We start from the raw sequence: 20,915 nt of genomic DNA, 5'->3' as shown, positions 1-20,915 counted from the left end.
CGCGACTGCGTCAAGATCATAGCGGGCCAGCAGCGGCTTTCCCGCCCTGGACAGGTTCTGGAGGCGGTCGGCGTCATAGCGCTCGCCGGTCAGCGAACATTCGAGATGGGTCATGAACATGAGCCGCTGCCTAACCAGTGGCGCGCGGCGCCGCTAGTGATGATGCGGATCGGAGCAGCCGGCGTCTTCGATCTGGATGGTCGAATGGGCGATGCCGAACATGGTGTGGGCATAGGCGTTGGCCTGGCGAAGCACGGTGTCGCGGTTGGCGCCCTGCTCGACAATGATGTGCACGGTGAGCGCGGTTTCGGTCGTGCTGAGCGCCCAAATATGAAGATGATGAACGTCCTGGACGCCGGGCAGCCTGGCCAGTGAGCGCCCGACCAACTCAAGGTCGATTCCCCTGGGAACACCGGCAAGCGTCATCTGGGTTGATTCGGTGAGCAGGCCCCAAGTGCCCCAAAGAACGATGAGGGCCACGACGATGCTGGCCACTGGGTCGATCCACTGAATGCCGGTAAAAGTGATCAGCAGGCCCGCGACCACTACGCCGACCGACACCAGCGCGTCGGCCGCCATGTGCAGATAGGCGCCCCGGATATTGATGTCATGCTCGCGTCCCCGGGCAAACAGCCAGGCCGTCAGGCCGTTGATCAGAATGCCAACGGCGGCGACGACGGTGACCACCGACCCGTCGGTTGGCGTTGGGTGGGAGAGCCGCCGAATGGCCTCGGCGACAATGGCACCGATGGCGAGCAGCAGCAGCAGCGCATTGAGCAGCGCGGCGAGGATCGAGCTCTTCTTGAGACCATAAGTGAAGCGGTTGCTCGGGCGGCGCTTGACCAACGCCGCCCCGACCCAGGCGAGGATCAGGCCGAGCACGTCGGACAGGTTGTGGCCGGCATCGGCCAACAGTGCCATCGATCCGGCCGTGAATCCGTAGATCGCTTCGACCAGGACGAAACCCAGGTTCAGCAAGATACCGAGGGCAAAAGCCTTGGTGAAATCAGTCGGAAGCGAGTGATCGTGCCCGGCATGTGGATGATCATGACCGATGCCCATAGCGCACTCCCATAACCAACTCAGTATCCAAGTCAAACACTGCAATACCCAAGAGATATGTTGTATGATTACTTAGCTTTTTTAACGGTGACTCGCATGATGTTGTATCATGCAGTGAATTTTTGCTTGAGATGCCGCCGATCATTTTATTCCAGAACATGGCGTTCGACGAACGGTCGCCAGGGCACGACGAAGGTATGGTATATCATTTGCTACAATATATCATCCTGAGCTAGGGACGCGGCACCCTCCCGACTCAGGATGATCATGCGCCGTTCCGCTTCGCTGCTTGCCCTCGCCATCGCCATTGTCCCTTCGCCGCTGCTGGCGCAGGCGACGGTCACCGACACATCGAGCGAGGCGGCCGGATCGAGCGAAATCAGCGCAACGGCCGCGGACCCGATGCCAGGGAGTGCGGCCGACTCTCATGCCGCCCACGAGGAAGGCGAGATCGTCGTCACCGGCGTCCGGCGGAAGGAGAATGACGTGCTCGGCGGCGTGTCGGTGCTCGACGAGGCCGACCTTATCCGCGAGGTGCGGCCGAGCATCGGCGAAACGCTGGCCAAGCAGCCAGGCGTCAGTGCGACCAGCTTCGGTCCGACCGCTTCGGCGCCGGTGCTGCGCGGCCTCAGCGGCGACCGGGTGCGGGTGCTGACCGACGGGATCGGCACGCTCGACCTGTCTTCGTCGGGCCCCGACCATGCGATCGCCATCAATCCGATCACCGCCGAGCGGATCGAGGTGCTGCGCGGCCCTTCGGCGTTGCTGTTCGGATCGTCGGCGATCGGCGGCGTGGTCAATGTCATCGACACGCGCATCCCGCGCCACGAGCCGGCCGGGCCGGTCAAGGGTGACGCGCTGCTGAGCTATGGCAGCGCGGCCAACGAGCGGTCGATCAATGCCGCGGTCGACGTGCCGGTCGCGGACCACATCATTGTCCACGCCGACTCCAATTGGTCGAAGAGCGACGACCTTGAGACCGGCGGGCATATTTTGTCGAAGGATTTGCTGGAGCTGGCGCTGGCCAGCCCCGATGCCGGCATCAGGGCGCTGGCGGACCTGGACGGCGAGCTGCCCAATTCGGCGGCGACGTCGAAGGAGGGCGCGCTGGGGATCGGCTATGTCGATGGCGACCTCAATGTCGGCGTGTCGGTGACCCGCCATCTCGCCAAATATCAGGTGCCGATCCGCTACTCGCTCGACCCGCTGGTCGAGCCGGAGGCCCCGACCATCGATGTCGAGCAGACGCGTTACGACGCGCGGGCCGAAATTCCGGTCGGCGGTTTCCTGGATTCGATCAGGGCGCGCGGCGGCTACGGCAACTATCATCACGACGAGCTCGATGACACGGGCGCGATCAGCTCAAGCTTCTTCAGCAAGGGCGGCGAAGGGCGGATCGAGCTGGTGCAGCGCGAGAAGTCGGGCTGGGGCGGAACCAGCGGGGTCCAGTACCTCAACCGCAACGCCAAAATCCGCGGCGATGAAAAGTTCCTGCCGGACAGCCGGCAGAAGCAGACCGGCCTGTTCACGCTGCAGACCTATGTTGCCGGGCCGCTCAGGATCGAAGGCGGGGCGCGGGTCGAGTTCAGCCAGCTGGATGCCGATGCCGACGCGCAACTCGGCACGCCCCAACGGTCGCAGAGCTTCACCACCTGGTCGGGCTCGCTTGGCGGGCAATATGAGTTCGTCCCCGGCTGGCGGGCGGGCCTGTCGCTGTCGCACAGTGAACGCGCGCCGGCGATCGACGAGCTGTTCGCCAACGGCCCGCACGGCGGCAGCCAGGCATTCGAGGTCGGCAATCCGGACCTCAGCCCGGAAAAGAGCAATTCGGTCGAGCTCGGCCTGCACCACAGCAAGGGGCGGCTGCACCTCACCGCCAACCTGTTCTACTCGCGCTTCTCCAACTTTATCTTCCAGGCGCCGACCGGCGACACCGAGGACGATCTGCCGGTGCTCGAATATCGCCAGGGCAAGGCGACCTATTACGGGTTCGAGGCGCAGACCGCGGCCAAGCTGGGCGAGGCGCTCGGCATCAAATGGGGCGCCGAGCTGCAGGGCGACATGGTCCACGCCACGGTCAAGAATTTCGGTCCCGCGCCATTGATCCCGCCGATGCGGGTGATGGGCGCGATCACCGGCGAGAAGGGCCAGTTCGACGGGCGGATCGAGATCGAGAAGGCGTTCGACCATGGCCGGACCGCTCCAAACGAGACGGACACCAACGGCTATACGCTGGTCAATGCCTCGATCGACTGGCACCCGTTCGCGGCCAAGCCGGCGCTGACTTTGTCGCTGGCCGGGAACAATCTGTCTGACGTCGAGGCGCGGCGGAGCACCAGCCTGCTCAAGGATTTCGCGCCGCTCGGCGGGCGCGACATCCGCCTGACCGCGCGGGTCGGTTTCTAGAAGCGGGCTTGCGTAGGGGCGCGGCGCTTGCAATCACCCGCGCCCATGACCTTGCCACTGCTCATCGCGGCGCTCATGGCGCCGGTCGCGGCTCCGGCCGCGGAAGTTTCGACGGCCCCGCCCGCCGCAGCGGAAGCCGCCGCCCCGGCCAGGCCGATCTTCACGCCCAACGAAACCCGGTCACGGGGATCAGTCACCGTCGGCGGCAAGAAGATCGCCTACCAGGCGGTGGCAGGGACGCTGGTGATCCACGGCAAGGATTGGGACGACACCAAGTCGCTTGAGGAAGCGGCCACCCCGCCCAAGAAAGACAAGGACGCGGACGAACCCGCGCCCGAAGCGTCGATGTTCTACGCCGCCTACTTCAAGGACGGCGCGCCGGCGGCGGGCCGCCCGATCACGTTCCTGTTCAACGGCGGCCCGGGGTCGTCGACCGTGTGGCTGCACATGGGCGCGTTCGGGCCGGTCCGGGTGCAGACGGTCGACACGCGCCACACGCCGGCCGCGCCCTATGGCATGGTCAATAATGAGGAGAGCCTGCTCGACGCATCCGACCTGGTATTCGTCGACGCACCCGGCACTGGCTTCAGCCGGATCGGCGGCAAGGACAAGGAAAAGGCCTTTTACGGCGTCGACCAGGACATTGACGCCTTCGCCCAGTTCATCACCCAGTTCCTGAGCAAATATGGCCGCTGGAATTCTCCCAAATATGTCTTCGGCGAAAGCTATGGGACGATGCGCGCCGCCGGCCTGGCGTTGGCGCTGCAGAATAGGGACGTCGATCTGAACGGCGTCATCCTGCTCTCCGACATCCTCGCCTGGGACCTGCTGCCCGACGACCCGCAGGTCAATCCGGGGATGGACCTGCCCTATGTCATGACCCTGCCGACCTATGCGGCTACCGCCTGGTATCATAACCGCATTGCCAGGCCGGACCCCGAACTCAAGAGCTATCTCGCTCGCGTCGAGAATTTCGCGACGGGCGACTATCTGCAGGCGCTGATCAAGGGGAACACGCTGGGCGATGAGGAGCGGCAGCGGATCGCCCAGCAGCTTTCGGCCTTTACCGGCCTTTCCGTCCCCTATCTGCTCAAGACCAACCTCCGCATCCAGTACGGCGCCTTCCAGAAGGAGCTGCTCGGCGACAGCGAGCAAACCGTCGGCACGCTCGACACGCGGTTCGTCGGCGCGACGCTCGACCCGATCGCCAAGGTCGCCAGCAACGACCCGCAGAGCAGTGCGATCAGCTCGGCCTATGTCTCGGCCTACAACAGCTATGTCCGCGCCGCGCTCCATTATGAGCCGGGGATCGAGTTCAAGTCGGGCATCCCGATCTACAGCGACTGGGACTATAAGCATAAGCCGCCGGGCGGCGACCGGGCGCTGATCGCGCTGCCCAATGTGCTGCCTGACCTGGCCATGGCAATGAAGCAGAATCCAGACCTCAAGGTGATGGTCAACGGCGGCTATTACGACATCTCGACACCCTACTTCGCCGGCACCTTCGAGATGCGGCATTTGCCGATCCCGGACGGCCTCAAGGGCAATATCGAGTATCGCTATTATGAGTCCGGGCACATGGTCTACGCCCATCTGCCGTCGCTGAAAGCGATCCACGACAATGTCGCCGAGTTCATCGGGCGGACGGCGGGACGGGAGCGTTAGCGGCGGCAGACCGAGCCGTCGTCGCCGGAGATAATCCGGCCGAACGACGGCGTATCGCCGATACTGAGCAGGATGCCGGTCGACCCGCAGCGCCGCAGCTGGAAGCGGACCTTGCGGGCGCGAAAATCGAGCGAAATGCGGCGGAACGTATCGAGCAGGTCGGTACCGAGCATCAGTGCCGGTTCGTCGGTCAATCCGAATACTTTGAAAGGCGGAACGTCGGCGAATGCCATCGGCACGTCGTGCAACGTTACCGTACCGACCCTGAGCTCACCGATCCGCGCCACCGTCAGCTTGGCGGGCACGCCGGTCACTCCAACGGCGGTGACGGTCGCGAAGCTACGCCGGTTATGTCTGACCAGCTTTTTGTACAGCGCCATGTTGCCGATGGTGATTTCCGAGCCAGTGTCGATCACCGCTTCAACTGGTATGCCGGCGGTGGAAACTTGAGTCAGGATCAGCTGACCGCGGCGGCGGCGGGCAACCACCACAATCTCGCCATCGAGAAACTTGGCCGGCTGGCGAGCGTCCTCGGCCTTGATGATACGCTTTTCGAAATCCATCATCAGCCGCTGTTCGACCAGCGCATCGATGCCGAGCATACCGGCGCCGCCCAGGTCGTTTTCGCTCAGCGCGGGAACCTCCAGATTGTGGATGGTAGCCGTGCCCAACTGCAATTCATCGACCAGCACCCGGCCGACGACCGCGCTGCCGGTCGTGCCATGCAGGACCGTCGGGCTGCCCAGCGGCAATTGCAGGTCGCGGGCGATGTTCAGGCCAACGACCGAACTGTCAGCGCCGCTATCCACCAGGAACTGGTATGGCCCGCGGCCATTGACCCGGACCTCGACCGTCATGCGGGTATTATCTTTTTTGGCGTTGATATCCTCGCCGCCGATCAGCAGCTGATTGTCGATCACGGCCGGCGCAAGCGGTGGCAGTTGAACGGACGGGACCGGTACCGGCCTTTCGATCTTGGGCGTATCGGCGGCCAAAGAGGCGTCGCCGGCCAGCGCGGATAGCGCGAACCCCAGCGTCAATACCCAAGTGCCACGAGGCAGTCGCAAAGCGCCTCCTCCCCATTAGTGTCAATTTGACTACGCTAGGCCGGGTGAACGGGGGCTGGCCATGAAAATGTAGCCGAACGGCGGCCCAGTTCGACCAAGGAACGGCGCAAGGCTGGCGCCGAGCGGCTCAGAACGCCGCCGGCCGATCATTTTTGAGAGTCAGTTCCTGTTGGTCGTCGCCCGTCTCAAGCTGCGGCTCGAGCTCGGCCCAGGTCGAGCCTGACGCCAGTTCGCCATTTATCAGGAACGCCGGGACGCCGCGGATCCCGTAGGTCTCCATGGCGCTGTTATATATTTGATTGAGCTGGTCGGTGCCCGACGGATCCAGCAGGCATGCATTCATGGCTTCGGCGTCCAGCCCCTCGGCGGTGGCATATTGAGCGAAGCCGGCCCATCCGGCGATGGTTTGATATTGCTCTTCGGGCGGCATTGCCTGGAGCGAATCCAAATCCTGTTGCGGCATATCGGTCAGCTTGCCGATCCATTCTTCCTGGTTGGCCAGCAGCCGGTGGGTCAGCGCAAAGAAGCGCTCCGGTCCGCCGCACCGCGCGACCAGCGCGGCGGTGCTGTCGAACGGATCGCGGACCATGTTGCGGATCTCGTAGCTCAAGCGGCCGGTCTTGACCTCGTCGACCAGCCGGTCATGTGCCTCCGCATCGAACGTCGCGCAATGCGGGCAGGACATGGAGACAAATTCGACCAGCTTCAGGTTGGCGTCCGGATTGCCCATGACGAAGCCGCCCTCGGGCGTGGCGGCGACATCCTGGCTCCAGTCCCGATCAACGGCATAGGCCGGGCCGGCCAGCAGGACCATCAAGCCAATGATCGCGGCGCAAATGAAGCGTGGCATTGTTCGGCACCCCAGCGTGGCAACGCCGAAACATTGGCCCAGCGGGCCCGAAAAGAAAATGGGCGGCCTGCGGGAGTCATTCGCAAGCCGCCCATACCCGGGACTGGGCTAGGGGTGAGGTCGTCCCGGTTTCCTTAGATGTCGATGCCGCTGGCGATCTGTTCCAGCTTGCGGACCCGCTCCTTCAAGTCGGCCAGCTCGATCCGTCCCGAGGCGGGCGGAAGGCCATGATCGCCGGTCTGGCTGGCCAGCTCGAGCCGTTTGAAATCGAGCCAGGACTGCCATCCCTTGAGGCCGACAACGGCGGCCATGGCGGCGGCGAGAAGGACGCTGGCGCCGATCAGTGCAATCGAAATCGGTTCCATTATTTGCCCTCCCTCAATGCCTCGATCTCGCGCGCCAGATCATCGTTCTGGCTGTTCAGGTGATGGTCGATCGCCATAATCCGGCGATCGTTAACGTCGAGCTCGGTGCGGAGCTGGTGAACCGAAGTGCGGCGGCGCCCAACGTCACCCATCCGGTCGAATTCGGACGGCCGGTCGTGGCCGCGCAGCACCTTGTTCTTCTGCATGTGAAGGTAGATGCCCGCACCGACGTAGGCGACCAGCGCCAGTTTCCAGCTGATCAGCAGCGCCGCGGCGGCGAAACCGATCCGGAGGAAGGTCGGGTCGATGTTGAACACATCGCCGAGGGTGGCGCAGACGCCGGCCAGCTTCTTGTCGCGGCGGTTCAGTGAATAACGGTCTGACATTTCCCTTTTTTCCTTCCGGTCAGTTCCTGGCCGCCAGCGCGGCTTTCATGGCGTCGAGCTCCGCATCGACCGCATCGGCGGCCTTCAGCTCGGCAATTTCTTCCTCGAGGCTCTTCGGCCCGGTCAGCGCCAGTGCGTCGGCGCGGCCCTCGGCGAAATCGGCGCGGCGCTCGAGCAGCTCGAACTTGGCGAAGGCTTCCTCGGTCCGGTTGCCGTGCAGCACTTCGCTGGTCCGGGCGCGGCTCATCGCGCTCTCAATCCGGGTGGCGATCGAATTCTGGCGGGCGCGAGCCTCGGCCAACTTGGTCTGGAGCCGCTGGATGTCGGCTTCGTAGCCGCGCAGCACCTGCTCGATCTGGCTGATCTCGGCGTGCAGGCCCTCGGCCATCTCGGCCGCCTTCTGTTTCTCGCCCAGCGCGGCGCGGGCCAAATCCTCGCGGCCCTTTTCCAGCGCCAGCGCGGCCTTCTCGGTCCAGCCGTGCTGGAGGTCGTCGAGCCGGTTGCAGGCGCGGCGCATTTCCTTGATGTCGGCGATCGAGCGGGCGGCGGTGGCGCGCACCTCGACCAATGTCTCTTCCATCTCGTTGATGATCATGCGGATCATGCGGGCCGGGTCTTCCGACCGGTCGAGCAGCTCCGTCATGTTCGCCGCGATGATGTCCCGCGTGCGGGTGAAGATCGGGCCGGACAGGATGCCCGAGAGGGGCGCGAAACGAACGGTCGTTTCAGTCCTGTCCTCCGACTGCCGCGGAATGCGGACGGCCGGCACGGCCACGATCGGTTCCAATTCAGGCATAGGTGACAACTTCCACTGGAGCGGCCGAAACCTGGGCCGGGGCAACCGCGGCGCCAATCGCGATCGTGCTCATCAGCAGCGACGCGAAGGCGGCGATCAGGTGGCTGTTCAATTTCGAACCAGACATTGTTCAATCTCCCTTTTCGGACTTCGGGGCCCTGCCCTTGGTCCTGACACATCATCTACAAGTGTCGTGCCAATTGGAGATTTCTGCCAAAAACCTTGCTGATCTCGTTCATCCGGCGGCAAGTTGGCGGAAATTCCCACCATCTGTTGGGAGGATTGACCAACGCCAATGCGCAATTGCCGGGGCAATTCAGAAATGGCCCAGATCCGGGGTGATTAAGTGCCCATTTACCATTTTGGGCTAGCGAGGACCGAGTGTCGGCGAGGTTCGGCCACGGCCCGCAAGGCTATCCGTGGTGACCCTCTTTCGAAGGTGTGGGCATGGAAGAGCTGAACAGGCTTAGGGTTCGGGGCGTTTTGATCCTGACGATGTTGGGCTGGACGTCGACCATGGCGCTCCTGCTCATTTCCCTGCTGTTCGACTTCCACAACGAGCTGGCTCCGGTCGGGCTGTCGGCGGCGATCAACCTGATCCCCACCTATTATGCGTTGCGCGAGCGCTATGATGCGGCCGCGGGAACGGCCTTCGGCATCATGGCCGCGGTCCACCCGGCACTGCTGCTCTACATGTTGCAGGGCCATCCCTGGCAGCTGGAAGCGCATATGTTCTTCTTCGTCGGCCTGGCGGCACTGACGCTGGTCTGCGAATGGCGGCCGATTGCGGTCGCGGTCGCAGTTGCCGTTGGATACCAATTGCTGTTCAGCTTTGTCGCCCCGGACCTGGTGTTCTTTGGCAGCGGGGAATTCCTCCGCGTCATGTTCCATGCACTGGCACTGACCATGGTGCTCGGCGTGCTGGGGCCGATGATGGTTCACATGGGCAAGCTGTTCGTCGAGCAGGCCGAGGCCCGTTCGACCAGCGAGGGGCTTGCGGCGTCGGCGCAGGCCGCGCTCGACCAGGCCCGTGCTGCCCAGCACGAAGTCGAAGCGGAACGCGAGAAGCGCCTCGAGTTCGAGCGGCGCGGCATGGCCGACGCCCGGCGCAACGAGCTGATGGCGCTGGCATCCGCGTTCGAGAGCTCGGTCGCCAACATCGTCCAGTCGGTCGCCGCCGCCTCCGAGCAGATGGCGCAGGCAGCCAGCAACATGCACCGCTTTGCCCATGACGCCGGCGAGCAATCGGCCGAAGCCGCGCGCGACGCCGAAAGCGCTTCGCAAAATGCGCTGCGCGTGTCGGCCGGGGTCAGCGACCTCAGTAAATCAATCCTCAGCATCGCCGCCAATGCCGCGCAGCAGGCCGAGCTGGGCGAAGTCGCCCGGGGCGCGTCGAAGAGCGGCGAGGAAACCATCCGCATGCTCGCCGAGCGGACCCAGAATATCGAGACGTTCGTCGGCCTGATCCAGGGCGTCGCATCGCAAACCAACATGCTGGCGTTGAACGCGACGATCGAATCCGCCCGCGCCGGCGAGGCTGGCCGTGGCTTTGGTGTGGTCGCCGCCGAGGTGAAGGCACTGGCCAACAAGGCGCACGAAGCCAGCGGCCAGATCAACCAGCTGGTGTCGGACATCGACAGCGGCGCGGCGCAAGCGGAAAATGTCATCGGCCAGGTTTCGCGCTCGATGGGCGAGCTTGCCGCCGCGGCCGAGAAAATGCGCAGTGCGATCGGCGACCAGAGCACGGTCGCCTCGCTGATCGAGCAGGGCGCGGTCGACAGCGCGGCGGGTGCCGACCAGATCGCCAAGCGGGTCAGCCAGGTGGCTCATGCCGCGGGCGAAGCGGTCAAGCTGTCGGACGAGGTCCATGCCTCGGCAGCCGGCCTGACCCAGATCGCGCAAGGGTTGCGCTCGGCGACCGATACCTTCCTGTCGAAACTGCGCGCCGCCTAGGCGTTATTCGGACTTGTCGTCCTCATAATAGGGCTCGACCTTGCCCTTGAGCGTGAGGGTCATCGGATTGCCGTAGCGGTCGCGGCTGCGGCCGGCGGCGACCTTAATCCAGCCCTCCGAGATGCAATATTCCTCGACGTTGGTCTTGTCGTTGCCGTTGAAGCGGATGCCGACGCCATGGCGCAGCACTTCCTCGTCGAAATGCTCGCTGCGCGGGTCGAGCGACAGGCGATCGGGGAGCGGCTTCTTGGCTTCGCTGGCTTCGGAGTCTGACATTGGGGCGCCCTAGCCGCTGCGTTCGCCACGCGTCAATTCGACGAACGGCGGCGCGACTTCGTTGCGTTCATGTGACAGCGAGGCCAATGTCCCGTGCGATTTAAGTTCCAGGGGGTTTTCCATGCGCCGTTTTGCCCTTTTCCTTGCCGCAACCTCGTTCGCGAGCCTGGCCATCGCCCAACCCGCGCCGACACCGCCGGTCGCTCCGCCCCCGCCCCAGCCGGGCCAGGCCCAGCCGATGACCCAGGACAAGCCCAAGGACATTGCAGCAGCGCCGGGCACTGAAGGGGCGAAGCCGGCCAAGTGGGACGTCAACGCTCGCCACGGGCCGGGCCATGACGCAGTGATCGATACGAACAGCGGCACCTGGATGAGCCTCGACGTTTCGCCCGACGGCCAGGAAATCGCGTTCGACCTGCTGGGCGATCTCTATGTCATCCCGATCGGCGGCGGCGAGGCGCGCGCACTGACCAGCGGCAATGCCTGGGACATGCAGCCGCGCTACTCGCCCAACGGACAGGAAATCGCCTTCACCTCCGACCGGGGCGGGGGCGACAATATCTGGACAATCCGCCGCGACGGCTCGAGCCCACGCCAGATCACCAAGGAAGATTTCCGGCTGCTCAACCAGGCCGACTGGACCCCGGACGGCAATTTCATCGTCGCGCGCAAGCATTTCACCTCGGCCCGTTCGCTCGGCTCGGGAGAGATGTGGCTCTACCACCGCAACGGCGCCGACAAGGGCGGCGGCGTGCAGATGACCAAGGCGCGCACCAAGCAGAAGGACACCAACGAGCCGGCTTTCTCGCCCGACGGCCGCTACCTCTATTTCTCGGACGATGCGACGCCCGGCGACACCTTCCAATATTCGAAGGACGTCAACGGCCAGATCTATGTCATCCAGCGGCTCGACCGGCAGACCGGCGAGATCGAGACCTATGTCGACGGTCCCGGCGGCGCGATCCGCCCGACGCCCTCGCCCGACGGCAAGAGCTTGGCCTTCATCCGCCGCGTCCGCTACAAATCGACGATCATGCTAATGGACGTGGCGTCCGGACGCATCACCCCGCTGACCGACATGCTCGACCGCGACATGCAGGAGACCTGGGCGGTCCAGGGTGTCTACCCCGGCATGAGCTGGACGCCTGACAGCAAGTCGATCGTCTTCTGGGCCAAGGGCGGCATCCACCGCGTCGACGCCGCTTCGCGGGCGGTCAGCGACATCCCCTTCCATGTCACCGGCACGCGCTTCGTCGAGGATGCGGTGCGGCAGCAGAAGGACGTGGCGCCGGCAAGCTTCAAGACCAAGATGGTGCGCTTCGCGACCAAGAGCCCCGACGGGCGGCACATCGTCTATGAGGCGCTCGGCAATTTGTGGATTTCGAACGGCGACGGCAGCGCGCCCAAGCGGCTGACCCACGGCAGCGATTTCGAAAGCTATCCGGCCTTTTCGCGCGACGGGAAGAGTGTCGCCTATGTCGCCTGGGACGACGATACGGCGGGGCGGATCAAAGTGGTCGGCGTTGCCGGCGGCGACGGCCGGACCGTGACGCCCGAGCCGGGCCATTATCTCGAGCCGGCCTTTTCGCCCGACGGCAGCCTGATCGCCTATCGCAAGACCAGCGACGGATTCCTGACCACGCCGCTCTACGGCAAGGAAACCGGCATTTACGTCGTCCCGACCAAGGGCGGCACGCCCAGGCGGGTGGCGAAGAGCGGCACCGAGCCGATGTTCGGCGCAACCAACGACCGCATCTTCTACATCGCCTCGGGCGACGAAGATAAGCGGCTGCTGAAGTCGGTCTCGATCCAGGGCACCGACGAGGTCACCCACCTCATCTCGCAGAACGCCGCGCGGTTCGCGCTGTCGCCTGACGAGCAATTCATTGCCTGGACCGAACGCTACCAGGCCTATGTCATGCCCTTCACCCGCTCGGGCCGGTCGATCGAGATTGCGCCCGACAGCAAGGCTCTGCCCCTATCCAAGGTCAGCGCCGACGCCGGCGACTGGATCCACTGGTCGGGCGACGGGCGCAGCCTGTTCTGGAGCCAGGGGCCGAACCTTTATGGGCTTAACCTCGGCACCTCAGGCGCCTTTGCCGGCGGCAAGCTCGGCGCGGCGCCATTGGTTGCCCAGCTCGGGTTTACCGCCGCCGAGGCCAAGCCGACTGGCAGTATCGCGCTGACCGGCGCGCGGATCGTCACCATGCGCGGCGGGAGCGAGGAGGTGATCGAGAACGGCACCGTGTTGGTCGAGGGCGACCGGATCGTCGCCGTCGGTCCGACCGCCAGCGTCACCTATCCGGCCGGAACCCGGACGATCGACGTTACCGGCAAGACCATCATTCCCGGCCTGATCGACGCGCATTGGCACGGGCCGATGGGCGCCGAGCAGATCATCCCCAAGCAGAACTGGGTCCACGCCGCCGCGCTGGCCTATGGCGTCACGACGGTCCACGACCCGTCCAACGACACGTTCGAGATTTTCGCCGCGTCCGAATATCAGAAGGCGGGCAAGATCCTCGGCCCGCGCATCTTCTCGACCGGCACCATCCTCTATGGCGCGACGACGCCGTTCACGGCCGAGATCAACAGCCTCGACGATGCGCTGTCGCACCTCAGGCGGCTGCAGGCGTCGGGCGCCTGGTCGGTCAAGAGCTACAACCAGCCGCGGCGCGAACAGCGGCAGATGGTCATCGAGGCGGCGCGCCAGCTCGGCATGGAAGTGGTGCCGGAAGGCGGCTCGCTGTTCGAGATGAACATGACCATGATCGCCGACGGTCACACGACGATCGAACATGCGCTGCCGGTGCAGAATATCTACGACGACGTGCTGCAATATTGGAAAGGCAGCGGCACCGCCTGGACCCCGACGCTGATCGTGGCCTACGGCGGGGCGTTCGGCGAGAATTACTGGTACCAGCACACGCAGGTGTGGAACGAGCCGATCCTCGCCAAATGGACTCCGCGCCCGCTGATCGACGCGCGGTCGCGCCGGCCGGTGATGAACCCGCCCGAAGAGGATAATGTGCTGAGCGTCGCCAAACAGGCCAAGCAGGTTAGCGCCCTTGGCGTGCCCGTATCGATCGGCGCGCACGGCCAGCGCGAAGGGCTCGGCGCGCATTGGGACATGTGGATGTTCGCGCTGGGTGGCATGAGCAATTTCGAGGCACTGAAGACCGGGACGATCAACCCGGCCCGCGCGCTGGGGCTCGACAAGGACCTTGGCAGCATCGAGCCGGGCAAGCTCGCCGACCTGGTGGTGCTCGACGACAATCCGCTCGAGAATATCCGCAATTCCGACCATGTCGCGATGACCATGCAGGGCGGACGGCTGCTCGACAGCAACCTCCAGATCGTCGCCGGCGGGACCGCCAATGCTCCTGCCGGGTTCAAGCCCTTCTGGTTCAACGAGCAGGCCGGCGGGGCGTTCACCGCCGGGGCGACACTGGGCGTGCCGCACGAGGATTGAGGCAAGGCGGGATGCTTCGGCCGACTGTTAGCGCGAGCCGATAGTGACCGTCAGCTGATCGCCTTTGGGCGGCACATCCGATTGCGCGCTGCGAAACTCAACGCTTGCATGGGCTTCGATTTGAGTAACCGGAGGCGCAATGGTCCATATGTGAATGACGCGTCCATCCCCTTCGCGCAGTTCGGCTGTCAACAGGGGAACCCGCAAATTTCGATCAGTTGGATTGACGATTCGACCCTCTATCAACACCAAATCATTGCCATTTTTCATTTTCCGACGATCCGAACTCGTCACCAAGAGTCGAAGCGGCGTCTCGACACCAATTTGTCCCCGGGCAGCAACCCACTTTTCAATGGCAGGAGCCGTGGTGATGGAGGCGGCACCCAACAGCACGAACGAAACGACCAAGGCAGCGGCTAAGATCAGCTCATTTCTTTTTTGGTTCTGCATCGTGCGATGCGGAGCATGCCGATCGGCCAGAGTCAAAGGAACGGCGGCGATAGTTGCCCCTGCGCCGACTCCGCACTAAGCGGACGGCGCGATGGATAAAGCTACTTCACGCCCGAACCGGCCGGCACTGGCACTGCACGTGCCAGAGCCGCCGTTCCGGCCCGGCGACACGCCCAATTTCTCGTCGATCAAGGTCCCGAAAGCGGGCGACGCGCCGCGCCCCGATGTCGCGGCCAAGGCCGAGGAGACCTTCCCGCTGTGCACCCACCTGGTGCGGGTGCTCGACGAGAAGGGCAAGGCGGTCGGGCCATGGGATCCGAAGCTCGACCCCGCCACGCTGTTGAAGATGCTGCGGGACATGAAGACGGTCCGCACCTTTGACGATCGCATGTACCGCGCCCAGCGGCAGGGCAAGACCAGCTTTTATATGAAGTGCACCGGGGAAGAGGCGATCGCGGTCGCGGCGGCGACGGCGATGGACCCCGAGGACATGCACTTCCCGACCTATCGCCAGCAGGGGCTGCTCGTGTCGCGCGGCTATCCGCTGAAGACAATGATGTGCCAGATTTACTCGAACGCAGGCGACCCGCTCCACGGCCGCCAGCTGCCGATCATGTATTCGGACAAAAAGCATGGCTTCTTCTCCATCTCGGGCAATCTCGGCACGCAGGTTCCGCAGGCGGTCGGCTGGGCAATGGCATCCGCGATCAAGGGCGACAGCCGCATTTGCATGGGCTGGATCGGCGACGGCGCCACCGCCGAGGGCGACTTCCACAACGCCATGACCTTCGCCACCGTCTACCAGGCGCCGGTGATCATCGCCGTGGTCAACAACCAATGGGCGATCTCCAGCTTCTCCGGCATCGCCGGAGCCGAGCAGGCGACCTTTGCCAGCCGTGCGATCGGCTATGGCATGGCCGGCCTCCGCGTCGACGGAAATGACGCGCTGGCGGTCTATGCCGCGGTCAAATGGGCCAGCGAGCGGGCGCGGACCAACAAGGGCCCGACCCTGATCGAGTTCTTCACCTACCGCGCCGAGGGCCATTCGACCTCCGACGATCCAACTGGCTACCGCGCCAAGGGCGAGGCCGAGGAATGGCCGCTGGGCGACCCGATCGCGCGGCTGAAGGCGCATCTGGTCGCGCTGGGCGAATGGGATGACGCACGCGACGCCGAGCTCGACAAGGAGCTGGATGCGATGGTGCGGGCCACGCAAAAGGAAGCCGAGGCGATGGGCACGCTGCCCCAGCAGGGCTTCGACAATATCCCGTCGATGTTCGAGGACGTCTACGCCTCGACCCCGTGGCATCTGGCCGAACAGCGCGACGAAGCGCTGGCCGAAGCCCGCGAGTTTCTGGGGCACGAGCCGAAATGAGCGCCGTCAAGACAACTGGTCGCAACATGATCGAGGCGATCAACGACGCCCACCGCGTGATGATGGCGCGCGACGAGGACATCGTGGTTTATGGCGAGGACATCGGCTTCTTCGGCGGCGTGTTCCGCGCGACCGCTGGCCTCCAGAAGGAATTTGGCAAGACCCGCGTGTTCGACGCTCCAATCAGCGAGGGCGGGATCGTCGGCACCGCGGTCGGCATGGCGGCCTATGGGTTGAAACCGGTGATCGAGATCCAGTTCGCCGACTACATCTATCCCGGCTACGACCAGATCGTCAGCGAAGTGGCCCGCATCCGTTATCGCACCGCCGGCGAATGGACCATGCCGATGGTCATCCGCTCCCCCTATGGCGGCGGCATTTTCGGCGGCCAGACCCACAGCCAGAGCCCCGAGGCGCTGTTCACCCACGTTTCGGGACTGAAGGTCGTGATCCCGTCCAATCCCTATGACGCCAAGGGGTTGCTCATATCGGCGATCGAGGATCCCGATCCGGTGGTCTTCTTCGAGCCCAAGCGAATCTACAACGGCCCGTTCGACGGCCACCATGACCGGCCGGTCACGCCCTGGTCCAAGCATGAGCTCAGCGACGTGCCGGACGGCCACTACAATGTACCGCTGGGCAAGGCCAAGGTGGTGCGCGAGGGCGAGGCGCTGACCATCCTCACCTATGGCACGATGGTCCATGTCGCGCTGGCCGCGGTCAAGGACAATGACATCGACGCCGAGGTCATCGACCTTCGAACGCTGGTGCCGCTCGACATCGAAACGATCGAAGAGAGCGTCAAGAAGACCGGCCGCTGCCTGGTCGTCCAGGAAGCCACTAAGACCAGCGGCTTCGGCGCCGAGCTGGCAACCCTGGTCCAGGAGCGCTGCTTCTATCATCTGGAAGCGCCGGTCGAGCGCGTCACCGGCTGGGACACGCCCTATCCGCACGCCTATGAATGGGTCTATTTCCCGGGCCCGATCCGCATGAAAAACGCCCTCAAGAGGGTTCTGGAGGCCTAATGGCGACCTATCAGTTCAAGCTGCCCGACATTGGCGAAGGCATTGCCGAGGCCGAGATCGTCGCCTGGCACGTCAAGGTCGGGGACAAGGTCGAGGAAGACCAGCAGCTGGCCGACATGATGACCGACAAGGCAACGGTCGAGATGGAATCGCCGGTGGCGGGCGTGGTCAAGTCGCTAGCCGGCGAAGTCGGCGACCAGGTCGCGATCGGTTCGGTGCTGGTCGAGATCGAGACGGCCGCTGACGCGCCAGCGGCCAAGGAAGAGCCCGCCTCGGCGACCGAAAAGGAACAGCCGCTGGCCGATGGGCTGGAGGCGCCAACCAAGGAGCAGGCCGAGGAGCTGCCGGCAACCGCGACGGCGCCCGAGCCGGAGGCTGCCCCCGCCCCGCCGCCCAAGGCCGCACCCAAGCCCGAGCCGGAAGTTACGCAAGCGCATGGCGCCAAGGTGCTGGCTTCGCCGGCGGTCCGCCAGCGGGCACGGGATCTCGGCATCGACCTTGCGCAAGTGAAGACCAGCAGCGACCGGATTCGTCACGCCGACCTCGACGCCTATCTCCTCTATCACGGCGGCAGCGTGTCGGGCCGCGGCGCGGCGCCGCGCGCCGACGAGACGATCAAGGTGGTCGGCCTTCGCCGCAAGATCGCCGAGAATATGCAGGAGGCCAAGCGCCGCATCCCGCATTTCACACTGGTCGAGGAATTCGACGTCACCGACCTGGAGGATACCAGGACGATGATGAACCGCGATCGCGGATCGAACCCGAAGCTGACCCTGCTGCCGTTCCTGATCACCGCCATGGGCAAGGCGCTGCCCGAATGGCCGATGCTCAACGCCACCTTCGACGATGATGCCGGGGTGATCACCCGCCACGGCGCGCTCAACCTCGGCATGGCGACGCAGACCCCGAACGGGCTGATGGTGGCGGTGATCCGCGACGCGCAGGCCAAGAGCGTGTGGCAGCTAGCGTCGGAGATTGGCCGCCTGGCCGATGCGGCTCGCACCGGCAAGGCAACCCGCGAGGAATTGAGCGGATCGTCGATCACCCTCTCCAGCCTCGGCCCGATGGGCGGGGTCACTTCGACCCCGGTCATCAACCGGCCGGAAGTAGCGATCATCGCGGTCAACAAGGTCCGCGAAATGCCGGTGATCATCGACGGCGAGCTGGAAGCGAGGAAGTTGATGAACCTGTCGCTGTCCTGCGATCACCGGGTGGTTGACGGCTGGGACGCGGCCAGCTTCATGCAGACCCTGAAGGGGTTCATTGAGAACCCCATCAGGTTGCTGTCTGCTTAAGAACTAAGCCAAACGGCGGGCGTCGAGGCTGTACCGGCCACCACCGAAGGCGGTGACCTGCAGCAGGCCGCCGGCCATGGCGATATTCTTGAAGAAGTGGATGAACTGGTTCTGGTCGGCGAGCGCCGAATGGAACGCCAGGGCTGCGGCGAGCGAGAAAATCGCCAGCACCAACGCGACGATGCGGGTCCGATAGCCGACGACCAAAGCCAGGCCGCCCAGGGTTTCGACCGCCGCCGCTGCGACGAAGCCCAGCTGGGGCAGCGGCAGGCCGGCGCTGGCGATATAGCCGATGGTCCCGGCCGGATCGGCCAGCTTGCTGGCGCCGGACAGGAGGAAGATGGCGGCGATGAGGATGCGGCCGACCAGCGAAATACTATCCGAATAGGTCGCTGACCGCGGACCGGTTTCGGCAATGGCAAAGGACGTGGACATTTTCATTCTCCATGGATGGATTGAGCGCCGGCCGGAGGCATTGGCCGGCGCCCAAGCGGGGAAGGTCAGGCGGCGAGTTTCAGGGTCTCGCCAACAGCCTGGGCAAGCGCCTTCTCGCGATGTTCCGGGCTGACCCCGAGGCCTTCGGCGATGACGAACTCCGGCTCGACGCCGATGAAGTTGAATACGCCCTTCAAATAGGTCTCGAGATGCTCGAGCGGCGCGGCCGGCGCGCCCTCGCCATAGAAATTGCCGCGGGCCAGGGCGACGATCACCCGCTTGCCCTTGACCAGCCCTTCGGGGCCGTTCTCGGTGTAGTGGAACGTCTTGCCGGCGACGGCGATGCGGTCGATCCAGGCCTTGAGCTGGCTCGGCACCGAGAAATTGTACATCGGCGCACCGATCACCACGATGTCCGCGGCGAGGAACTCGTCGAGCACGCTGGTGTCGGCGAAGGCGTCGAACGTCAGGTGCGGGAGCGGGTTGGCAACCAGGTCACGAGTGACCAGCTGCTCGCCCCAGTTGGCGGCCTTCAGCTGCTCGACGATCGAGTCGGTGAGGGCGCGGCTGGCGCTGTTTTCGCCATTGATGCTGCTGTCGATTCGTAGGATAGTCATTTTTCGGTCCTTGGTATTGATTTATTACCGGGACACTTTAAATAACTACCTAGCGAAGCCCCGCAAGAACGCACTTTTTTGGTTCTCACGAACAAATTTGTGCGGTGGGAACATCGAAGTAACCGGAGTGACGAAATGAGAGACCCGAGCAGCCCCGTGTGCCGGACGATCAGCACCCTGCTGGCGCGGATCGGCGACAAATGGACCGTGCTGGTGGTGCAGACGCTGGCCGAAGGCCCCAAGCGGTTCAACGAGCTGAGGCGCGAGATCCCGAGCGTATCGCAACGGATGCTGACGCTGACCCTGCGCAACCTCGAGCGCGACGGGCTGGTCAACCGGACTGTGACCCCGTCGATCCCGCCGCGCGTCGATTATGAGCTGACCGAGCTCGGCCAGTCGCTGCAGGGACCGATTTGCGGGCTGGCCCGGTGGGCAACCGACAATGTCGAAGTCATCCATGAAGCGCAGGCGCGCTACGACGCCGATCACGACGAGGACAGCATCGCCGCCTAGGCGGGCTGGATCTCGCTCCTGTGCCAGGCGCGCGAGGCGATATAGGCCATCGGCAGGCCAACGCAGATGAAGTGGGAGAAGAGCGCATTGCCGACCCGCCACGGGTCGAGGCTTGGCTCGGTGCCGAAGCGCGTCGGCACCACCACCCAATACATCACCAAATAAATGATGAAGCCATAGACCGGCCCGGCGACATACCAATAGCGCCGGGCCGCCTCGAGCCGGCCGGCGATGAAGAAATAGACCGTCACCATCACCGTCATCAGCGCAAAATGGACGCCGAGGCCGAGCATCGCGGCGGCAAGCCCTCCGTCACGCATGCCATCGCCGAACGGACCGCTGGCGACGTAACGGAGGACCTGCCCGGGGCTGACTCCGGCCATCGAAGAGAAGACGAAGGCGCTGAGGATATCGAGCGCGCCGCTGACCAAAATCGCCATTGCCCAGGCTTTGCGTCGGTCGGCCGGCATCGCATCCCTCCTGTTCGCCGACAGGCTCCCCGATGTTCGCCCGGCGATGAAGCCACTGACTCCCGAAACGGCATTTGCTGCAGCCGGGCGAGCCCCCGCGCGAATGAACGTCGCTTTTCTGCGGGCGAACGGCAATCGACAAAGGCTAGCCGCAGCATCATTCTCGCCAGCCATGGCCACCAACCTGTTCGGGTCCTTCGGGGACATCCATGTGCCGCAGGTCGCGGCGCAGGACAGCGAGGCGCACCGCCGGGCGCGCACGCGTGCCGCACTGTGGCTGACGCTGACCTTCTGGGTCTCCGGTTACTTCCTGCTAACCTTGGCCACCGCGCTCAGCGGCAATGAGCATTTGCCAGCGATCGCCGGAATGCGGGTCCTGACCACGCTGATCGGGCTAGGCTTTTGCTACCTGGTCCACTTGTTGCTCCGGTCTCGCC

General features: G+C 64.5%; 21 protein-coding genes. 9 read left to right on the top strand and 12 right to left on the bottom strand.

The features are described 5' to 3' along the window. Positions 1-153: 153 nt before the first annotated feature. Entirely contained in the window at positions 154-1,062 is a 909-nt protein-coding gene (locus Q0C64_RS08970) for a cation diffusion facilitator family transporter (protein ID WP_294122898.1), read from the bottom strand. A gap of 267 nt (positions 1,063-1,329) precedes the next feature. Here Q0C64_RS08970 and Q0C64_RS08965 point away from each other — a divergent pair, with 267 nt between their 5' ends. Together Q0C64_RS08965 and Q0C64_RS08960 are read left to right on the top strand one after the other, a co-directional pair. Next, positions 1,330-3,468 carry a TonB-dependent receptor gene (locus Q0C64_RS08965; protein WP_294122896.1) on the top strand — a complete coding sequence of 713 codons (2,139 nt, stop codon included), beginning with the start codon at positions 1,330-1,332 and terminating at the stop codon, positions 3,466-3,468. Positions 3,469-3,513: 45 nt separating this feature from the next. Beyond that, a complete protein-coding gene (locus tag Q0C64_RS08960; protein ID WP_294122893.1) occupies positions 3,514-5,133 on the top strand; it encodes a peptidase S10 in 1,620 nt (539 codons plus the stop codon). Here the strand turns inward: Q0C64_RS08960 and Q0C64_RS08955 are convergent. From Q0C64_RS08955 to Q0C64_RS08930, 6 genes are all read right to left on the bottom strand, one after another. Beyond that, positions 5,130-6,173, bottom strand: coding sequence for a retroviral-like aspartic protease family protein (locus Q0C64_RS08955; protein ID WP_294122890.1), 1,044 nt, complete (start codon positions 6,171-6,173; stop codon positions 5,130-5,132). The two genes, Q0C64_RS08960 and Q0C64_RS08955, sit on opposite strands and share 4 nt — an antisense overlap. A gap of 154 nt (positions 6,174-6,327) precedes the next feature. Continuing rightward, positions 6,328-7,050, bottom strand: coding sequence for a thioredoxin domain-containing protein (locus Q0C64_RS08950; protein WP_294122888.1), 723 nt, complete (start codon positions 7,048-7,050; stop codon positions 6,328-6,330). A gap of 134 nt (positions 7,051-7,184) precedes the next feature. Then, the gene (locus Q0C64_RS08945) at positions 7,185-7,415 is read right to left on the bottom strand and encodes a hypothetical protein (RefSeq protein ID WP_294122886.1); all 231 of its coding nucleotides are present in this window, start codon (positions 7,413-7,415) and stop codon (positions 7,185-7,187) included. Then, positions 7,415-7,801 (bottom strand): PspC domain-containing protein, encoded by a 387-nt coding sequence (locus tag Q0C64_RS08940; RefSeq protein ID WP_294122885.1) that lies wholly within the window; start codon positions 7,799-7,801, stop codon positions 7,415-7,417. Before Q0C64_RS08940 ends, Q0C64_RS08945 begins: the two co-directional genes overlap by 1 nt. A gap of 19 nt (positions 7,802-7,820) precedes the next feature. Beyond that, positions 7,821-8,480 carry a PspA/IM30 family protein gene (locus tag Q0C64_RS08935; protein ID WP_294122901.1) on the bottom strand — a complete coding sequence of 220 codons (660 nt, stop codon included), beginning with the start codon at positions 8,478-8,480 and terminating at the stop codon, positions 7,821-7,823. Positions 8,481-8,589: 109 nt separating this feature from the next. Continuing rightward, positions 8,590-8,724: a hypothetical protein gene (locus Q0C64_RS08930; RefSeq protein WP_294122884.1), complete on the bottom strand. Its 135-nt coding sequence runs from the start codon at positions 8,722-8,724 to the stop codon at positions 8,590-8,592. Between the two features lie 320 nt (positions 8,725-9,044). Between Q0C64_RS08930 and Q0C64_RS08925 the strand changes: the two genes are divergently transcribed. Then, positions 9,045-10,550: a methyl-accepting chemotaxis protein gene (locus Q0C64_RS08925; protein WP_294122883.1), complete on the top strand. Its 1,506-nt coding sequence runs from the start codon at positions 9,045-9,047 to the stop codon at positions 10,548-10,550. Positions 10,551-10,553: 3 nt separating this feature from the next. Here the strand turns inward: Q0C64_RS08925 and Q0C64_RS08920 are convergent, their stop codons facing one another. Further along, positions 10,554-10,826 carry a DUF3297 family protein gene (locus Q0C64_RS08920; RefSeq protein ID WP_294122881.1) on the bottom strand — a complete coding sequence of 91 codons (273 nt, stop codon included), beginning with the start codon at positions 10,824-10,826 and terminating at the stop codon, positions 10,554-10,556. A gap of 121 nt (positions 10,827-10,947) precedes the next feature. Here Q0C64_RS08920 and Q0C64_RS08915 point away from each other — a divergent pair, with 121 nt between their 5' ends. After that, a complete protein-coding gene (locus Q0C64_RS08915; RefSeq protein ID WP_294122880.1) occupies positions 10,948-14,298 on the top strand; it encodes an amidohydrolase family protein in 3,351 nt (1,116 codons plus the stop codon). Positions 14,299-14,325: 27 nt separating this feature from the next. Here Q0C64_RS08915 and Q0C64_RS08910 read toward each other — a convergent pair whose 3' ends face one another. Beyond that, on the bottom strand, positions 14,326-14,748 hold the full coding sequence (locus Q0C64_RS08910; RefSeq protein WP_294122878.1) for a hypothetical protein: 423 nt from the start codon (positions 14,746-14,748) through the stop codon (positions 14,326-14,328). Between the two features lie 91 nt (positions 14,749-14,839). Between Q0C64_RS08910 and Q0C64_RS08905 the strand changes: the two genes are divergently transcribed. The 3 genes from Q0C64_RS08905 to Q0C64_RS08895 are packed head-to-tail and all read left to right on the top strand — an operon-like array spanning position 14,840 to position 18,443. Beyond that, positions 14,840-16,123, top strand: a complete 1,284-nt coding sequence (locus Q0C64_RS08905) for a thiamine pyrophosphate-dependent enzyme (RefSeq protein ID WP_294122877.1) — start codon at positions 14,840-14,842, stop codon at positions 16,121-16,123. Next, positions 16,120-17,148 carry an alpha-ketoacid dehydrogenase subunit beta gene (locus tag Q0C64_RS08900; RefSeq protein ID WP_294122875.1) on the top strand — a complete coding sequence of 343 codons (1,029 nt, stop codon included), beginning with the start codon at positions 16,120-16,122 and terminating at the stop codon, positions 17,146-17,148. Before Q0C64_RS08905 ends, Q0C64_RS08900 begins: the two co-directional genes overlap by 4 nt. Next, positions 17,148-18,443 carry a dihydrolipoamide acetyltransferase family protein gene (locus tag Q0C64_RS08895; RefSeq protein WP_294122873.1) on the top strand — a complete coding sequence of 432 codons (1,296 nt, stop codon included), beginning with the start codon at positions 17,148-17,150 and terminating at the stop codon, positions 18,441-18,443. Before Q0C64_RS08900 ends, Q0C64_RS08895 begins: the two co-directional genes overlap by 1 nt. 3 nt (positions 18,444-18,446) lie before the next feature. Here Q0C64_RS08895 and Q0C64_RS08890 read toward each other — a convergent pair whose 3' ends face one another. Next, on the bottom strand, positions 18,447-18,878 hold the full coding sequence (locus Q0C64_RS08890; RefSeq protein ID WP_294122872.1) for a DoxX family protein: 432 nt from the start codon (positions 18,876-18,878) through the stop codon (positions 18,447-18,449). A gap of 65 nt (positions 18,879-18,943) precedes the next feature. Then, positions 18,944-19,495 (bottom strand): NAD(P)H-dependent oxidoreductase, encoded by a 552-nt coding sequence (locus tag Q0C64_RS08885; RefSeq protein WP_294122869.1) that lies wholly within the window; start codon positions 19,493-19,495, stop codon positions 18,944-18,946. Positions 19,496-19,630: 135 nt separating this feature from the next. On the opposite strand from Q0C64_RS08885, the gene Q0C64_RS08880 reads away from it, so the two are divergent. After that, complete coding sequence (locus Q0C64_RS08880; protein WP_294122867.1) at positions 19,631-20,008, top strand: helix-turn-helix domain-containing protein; 378 nt, start codon at positions 19,631-19,633, stop codon at positions 20,006-20,008. On the opposite strand, the gene Q0C64_RS08875 is transcribed toward Q0C64_RS08880, so the two are convergent. Continuing rightward, positions 20,005-20,478, bottom strand: coding sequence for a hypothetical protein (locus Q0C64_RS08875; RefSeq protein WP_294122861.1), 474 nt, complete (start codon positions 20,476-20,478; stop codon positions 20,005-20,007). The two genes, Q0C64_RS08880 and Q0C64_RS08875, sit on opposite strands and share 4 nt — an antisense overlap. Before the next feature lie 172 nt (positions 20,479-20,650). Here Q0C64_RS08875 and Q0C64_RS08870 point away from each other — a divergent pair. Continuing rightward, positions 20,651-20,915: hypothetical protein (locus tag Q0C64_RS08870; protein WP_294122859.1), on the top strand; the 265-nt coding region annotated here is incomplete at its 3' end.

This window comes from Sphingomonas sp. (assembly GCF_023266535.1).
Taxonomy (GTDB): Bacteria; Pseudomonadota; Alphaproteobacteria; order Sphingomonadales; family Sphingomonadaceae; genus Sphingomicrobium.
The sequence above is the reverse complement of the archived record's forward strand: the minus strand, read 5'-3'. Positions and strand labels throughout refer to the sequence as shown.

Bases quoted from the DNA above. Each gene is read 5' to 3' on its own strand.
- Q0C64_RS08970 (WP_294122898.1), bottom strand. From the start codon at position 1,062: ATGGGCATCGGTCATGATCATCCACATGCCGGGCACGATCACTCGCTT.
- Q0C64_RS08915 (WP_294122880.1), top strand. From the start codon at position 10,948: ATGCGCCGTTTTGCCCTTTTCCTTGCCGCAACCTCGTTCGCGAGCCTG.
- Q0C64_RS08885 (WP_294122869.1), bottom strand. From the start codon at position 19,495: ATGACTATCCTACGAATCGACAGCAGCATCAATGGCGAAAACAGCGCC.
- Q0C64_RS08950 (WP_294122888.1), bottom strand. From the start codon at position 7,050: ATGCCACGCTTCATTTGCGCCGCGATCATTGGCTTGATGGTCCTGCTG.
- Q0C64_RS08895 (WP_294122873.1), top strand. From the start codon at position 17,148: ATGGCGACCTATCAGTTCAAGCTGCCCGACATTGGCGAAGGCATTGCC.
- Q0C64_RS08965 (WP_294122896.1), top strand. From the start codon at position 1,330: ATGCGCCGTTCCGCTTCGCTGCTTGCCCTCGCCATCGCCATTGTCCCT.
- Q0C64_RS08945 (WP_294122886.1), bottom strand. From the start codon at position 7,415: ATGGAACCGATTTCGATTGCACTGATCGGCGCCAGCGTCCTTCTCGCC.
- Q0C64_RS08940 (WP_294122885.1), bottom strand. From the start codon at position 7,801: ATGTCAGACCGTTATTCACTGAACCGCCGCGACAAGAAGCTGGCCGGC.
- Q0C64_RS08930 (WP_294122884.1), bottom strand. From the start codon at position 8,724: ATGTCTGGTTCGAAATTGAACAGCCACCTGATCGCCGCCTTCGCGTCG.
- Q0C64_RS08905 (WP_294122877.1), top strand. From the start codon at position 14,840: ATGGATAAAGCTACTTCACGCCCGAACCGGCCGGCACTGGCACTGCAC.
- Q0C64_RS08910 (WP_294122878.1), bottom strand. From the start codon at position 14,748: ATGCAGAACCAAAAAAGAAATGAGCTGATCTTAGCCGCTGCCTTGGTC.
- Q0C64_RS08880 (WP_294122867.1), top strand. From the start codon at position 19,631: ATGAGAGACCCGAGCAGCCCCGTGTGCCGGACGATCAGCACCCTGCTG.
- Q0C64_RS08960 (WP_294122893.1), top strand. From the start codon at position 3,514: ATGACCTTGCCACTGCTCATCGCGGCGCTCATGGCGCCGGTCGCGGCT.
- Q0C64_RS08900 (WP_294122875.1), top strand. From the start codon at position 16,120: ATGAGCGCCGTCAAGACAACTGGTCGCAACATGATCGAGGCGATCAAC.
- Q0C64_RS08925 (WP_294122883.1), top strand. From the start codon at position 9,045: ATGGAAGAGCTGAACAGGCTTAGGGTTCGGGGCGTTTTGATCCTGACG.
- Q0C64_RS08920 (WP_294122881.1), bottom strand. From the start codon at position 10,826: ATGTCAGACTCCGAAGCCAGCGAAGCCAAGAAGCCGCTCCCCGATCGC.
- Q0C64_RS08890 (WP_294122872.1), bottom strand. From the start codon at position 18,878: ATGTCCACGTCCTTTGCCATTGCCGAAACCGGTCCGCGGTCAGCGACC.
- Q0C64_RS08875 (WP_294122861.1), bottom strand. From the start codon at position 20,478: ATGCCGGCCGACCGACGCAAAGCCTGGGCAATGGCGATTTTGGTCAGC.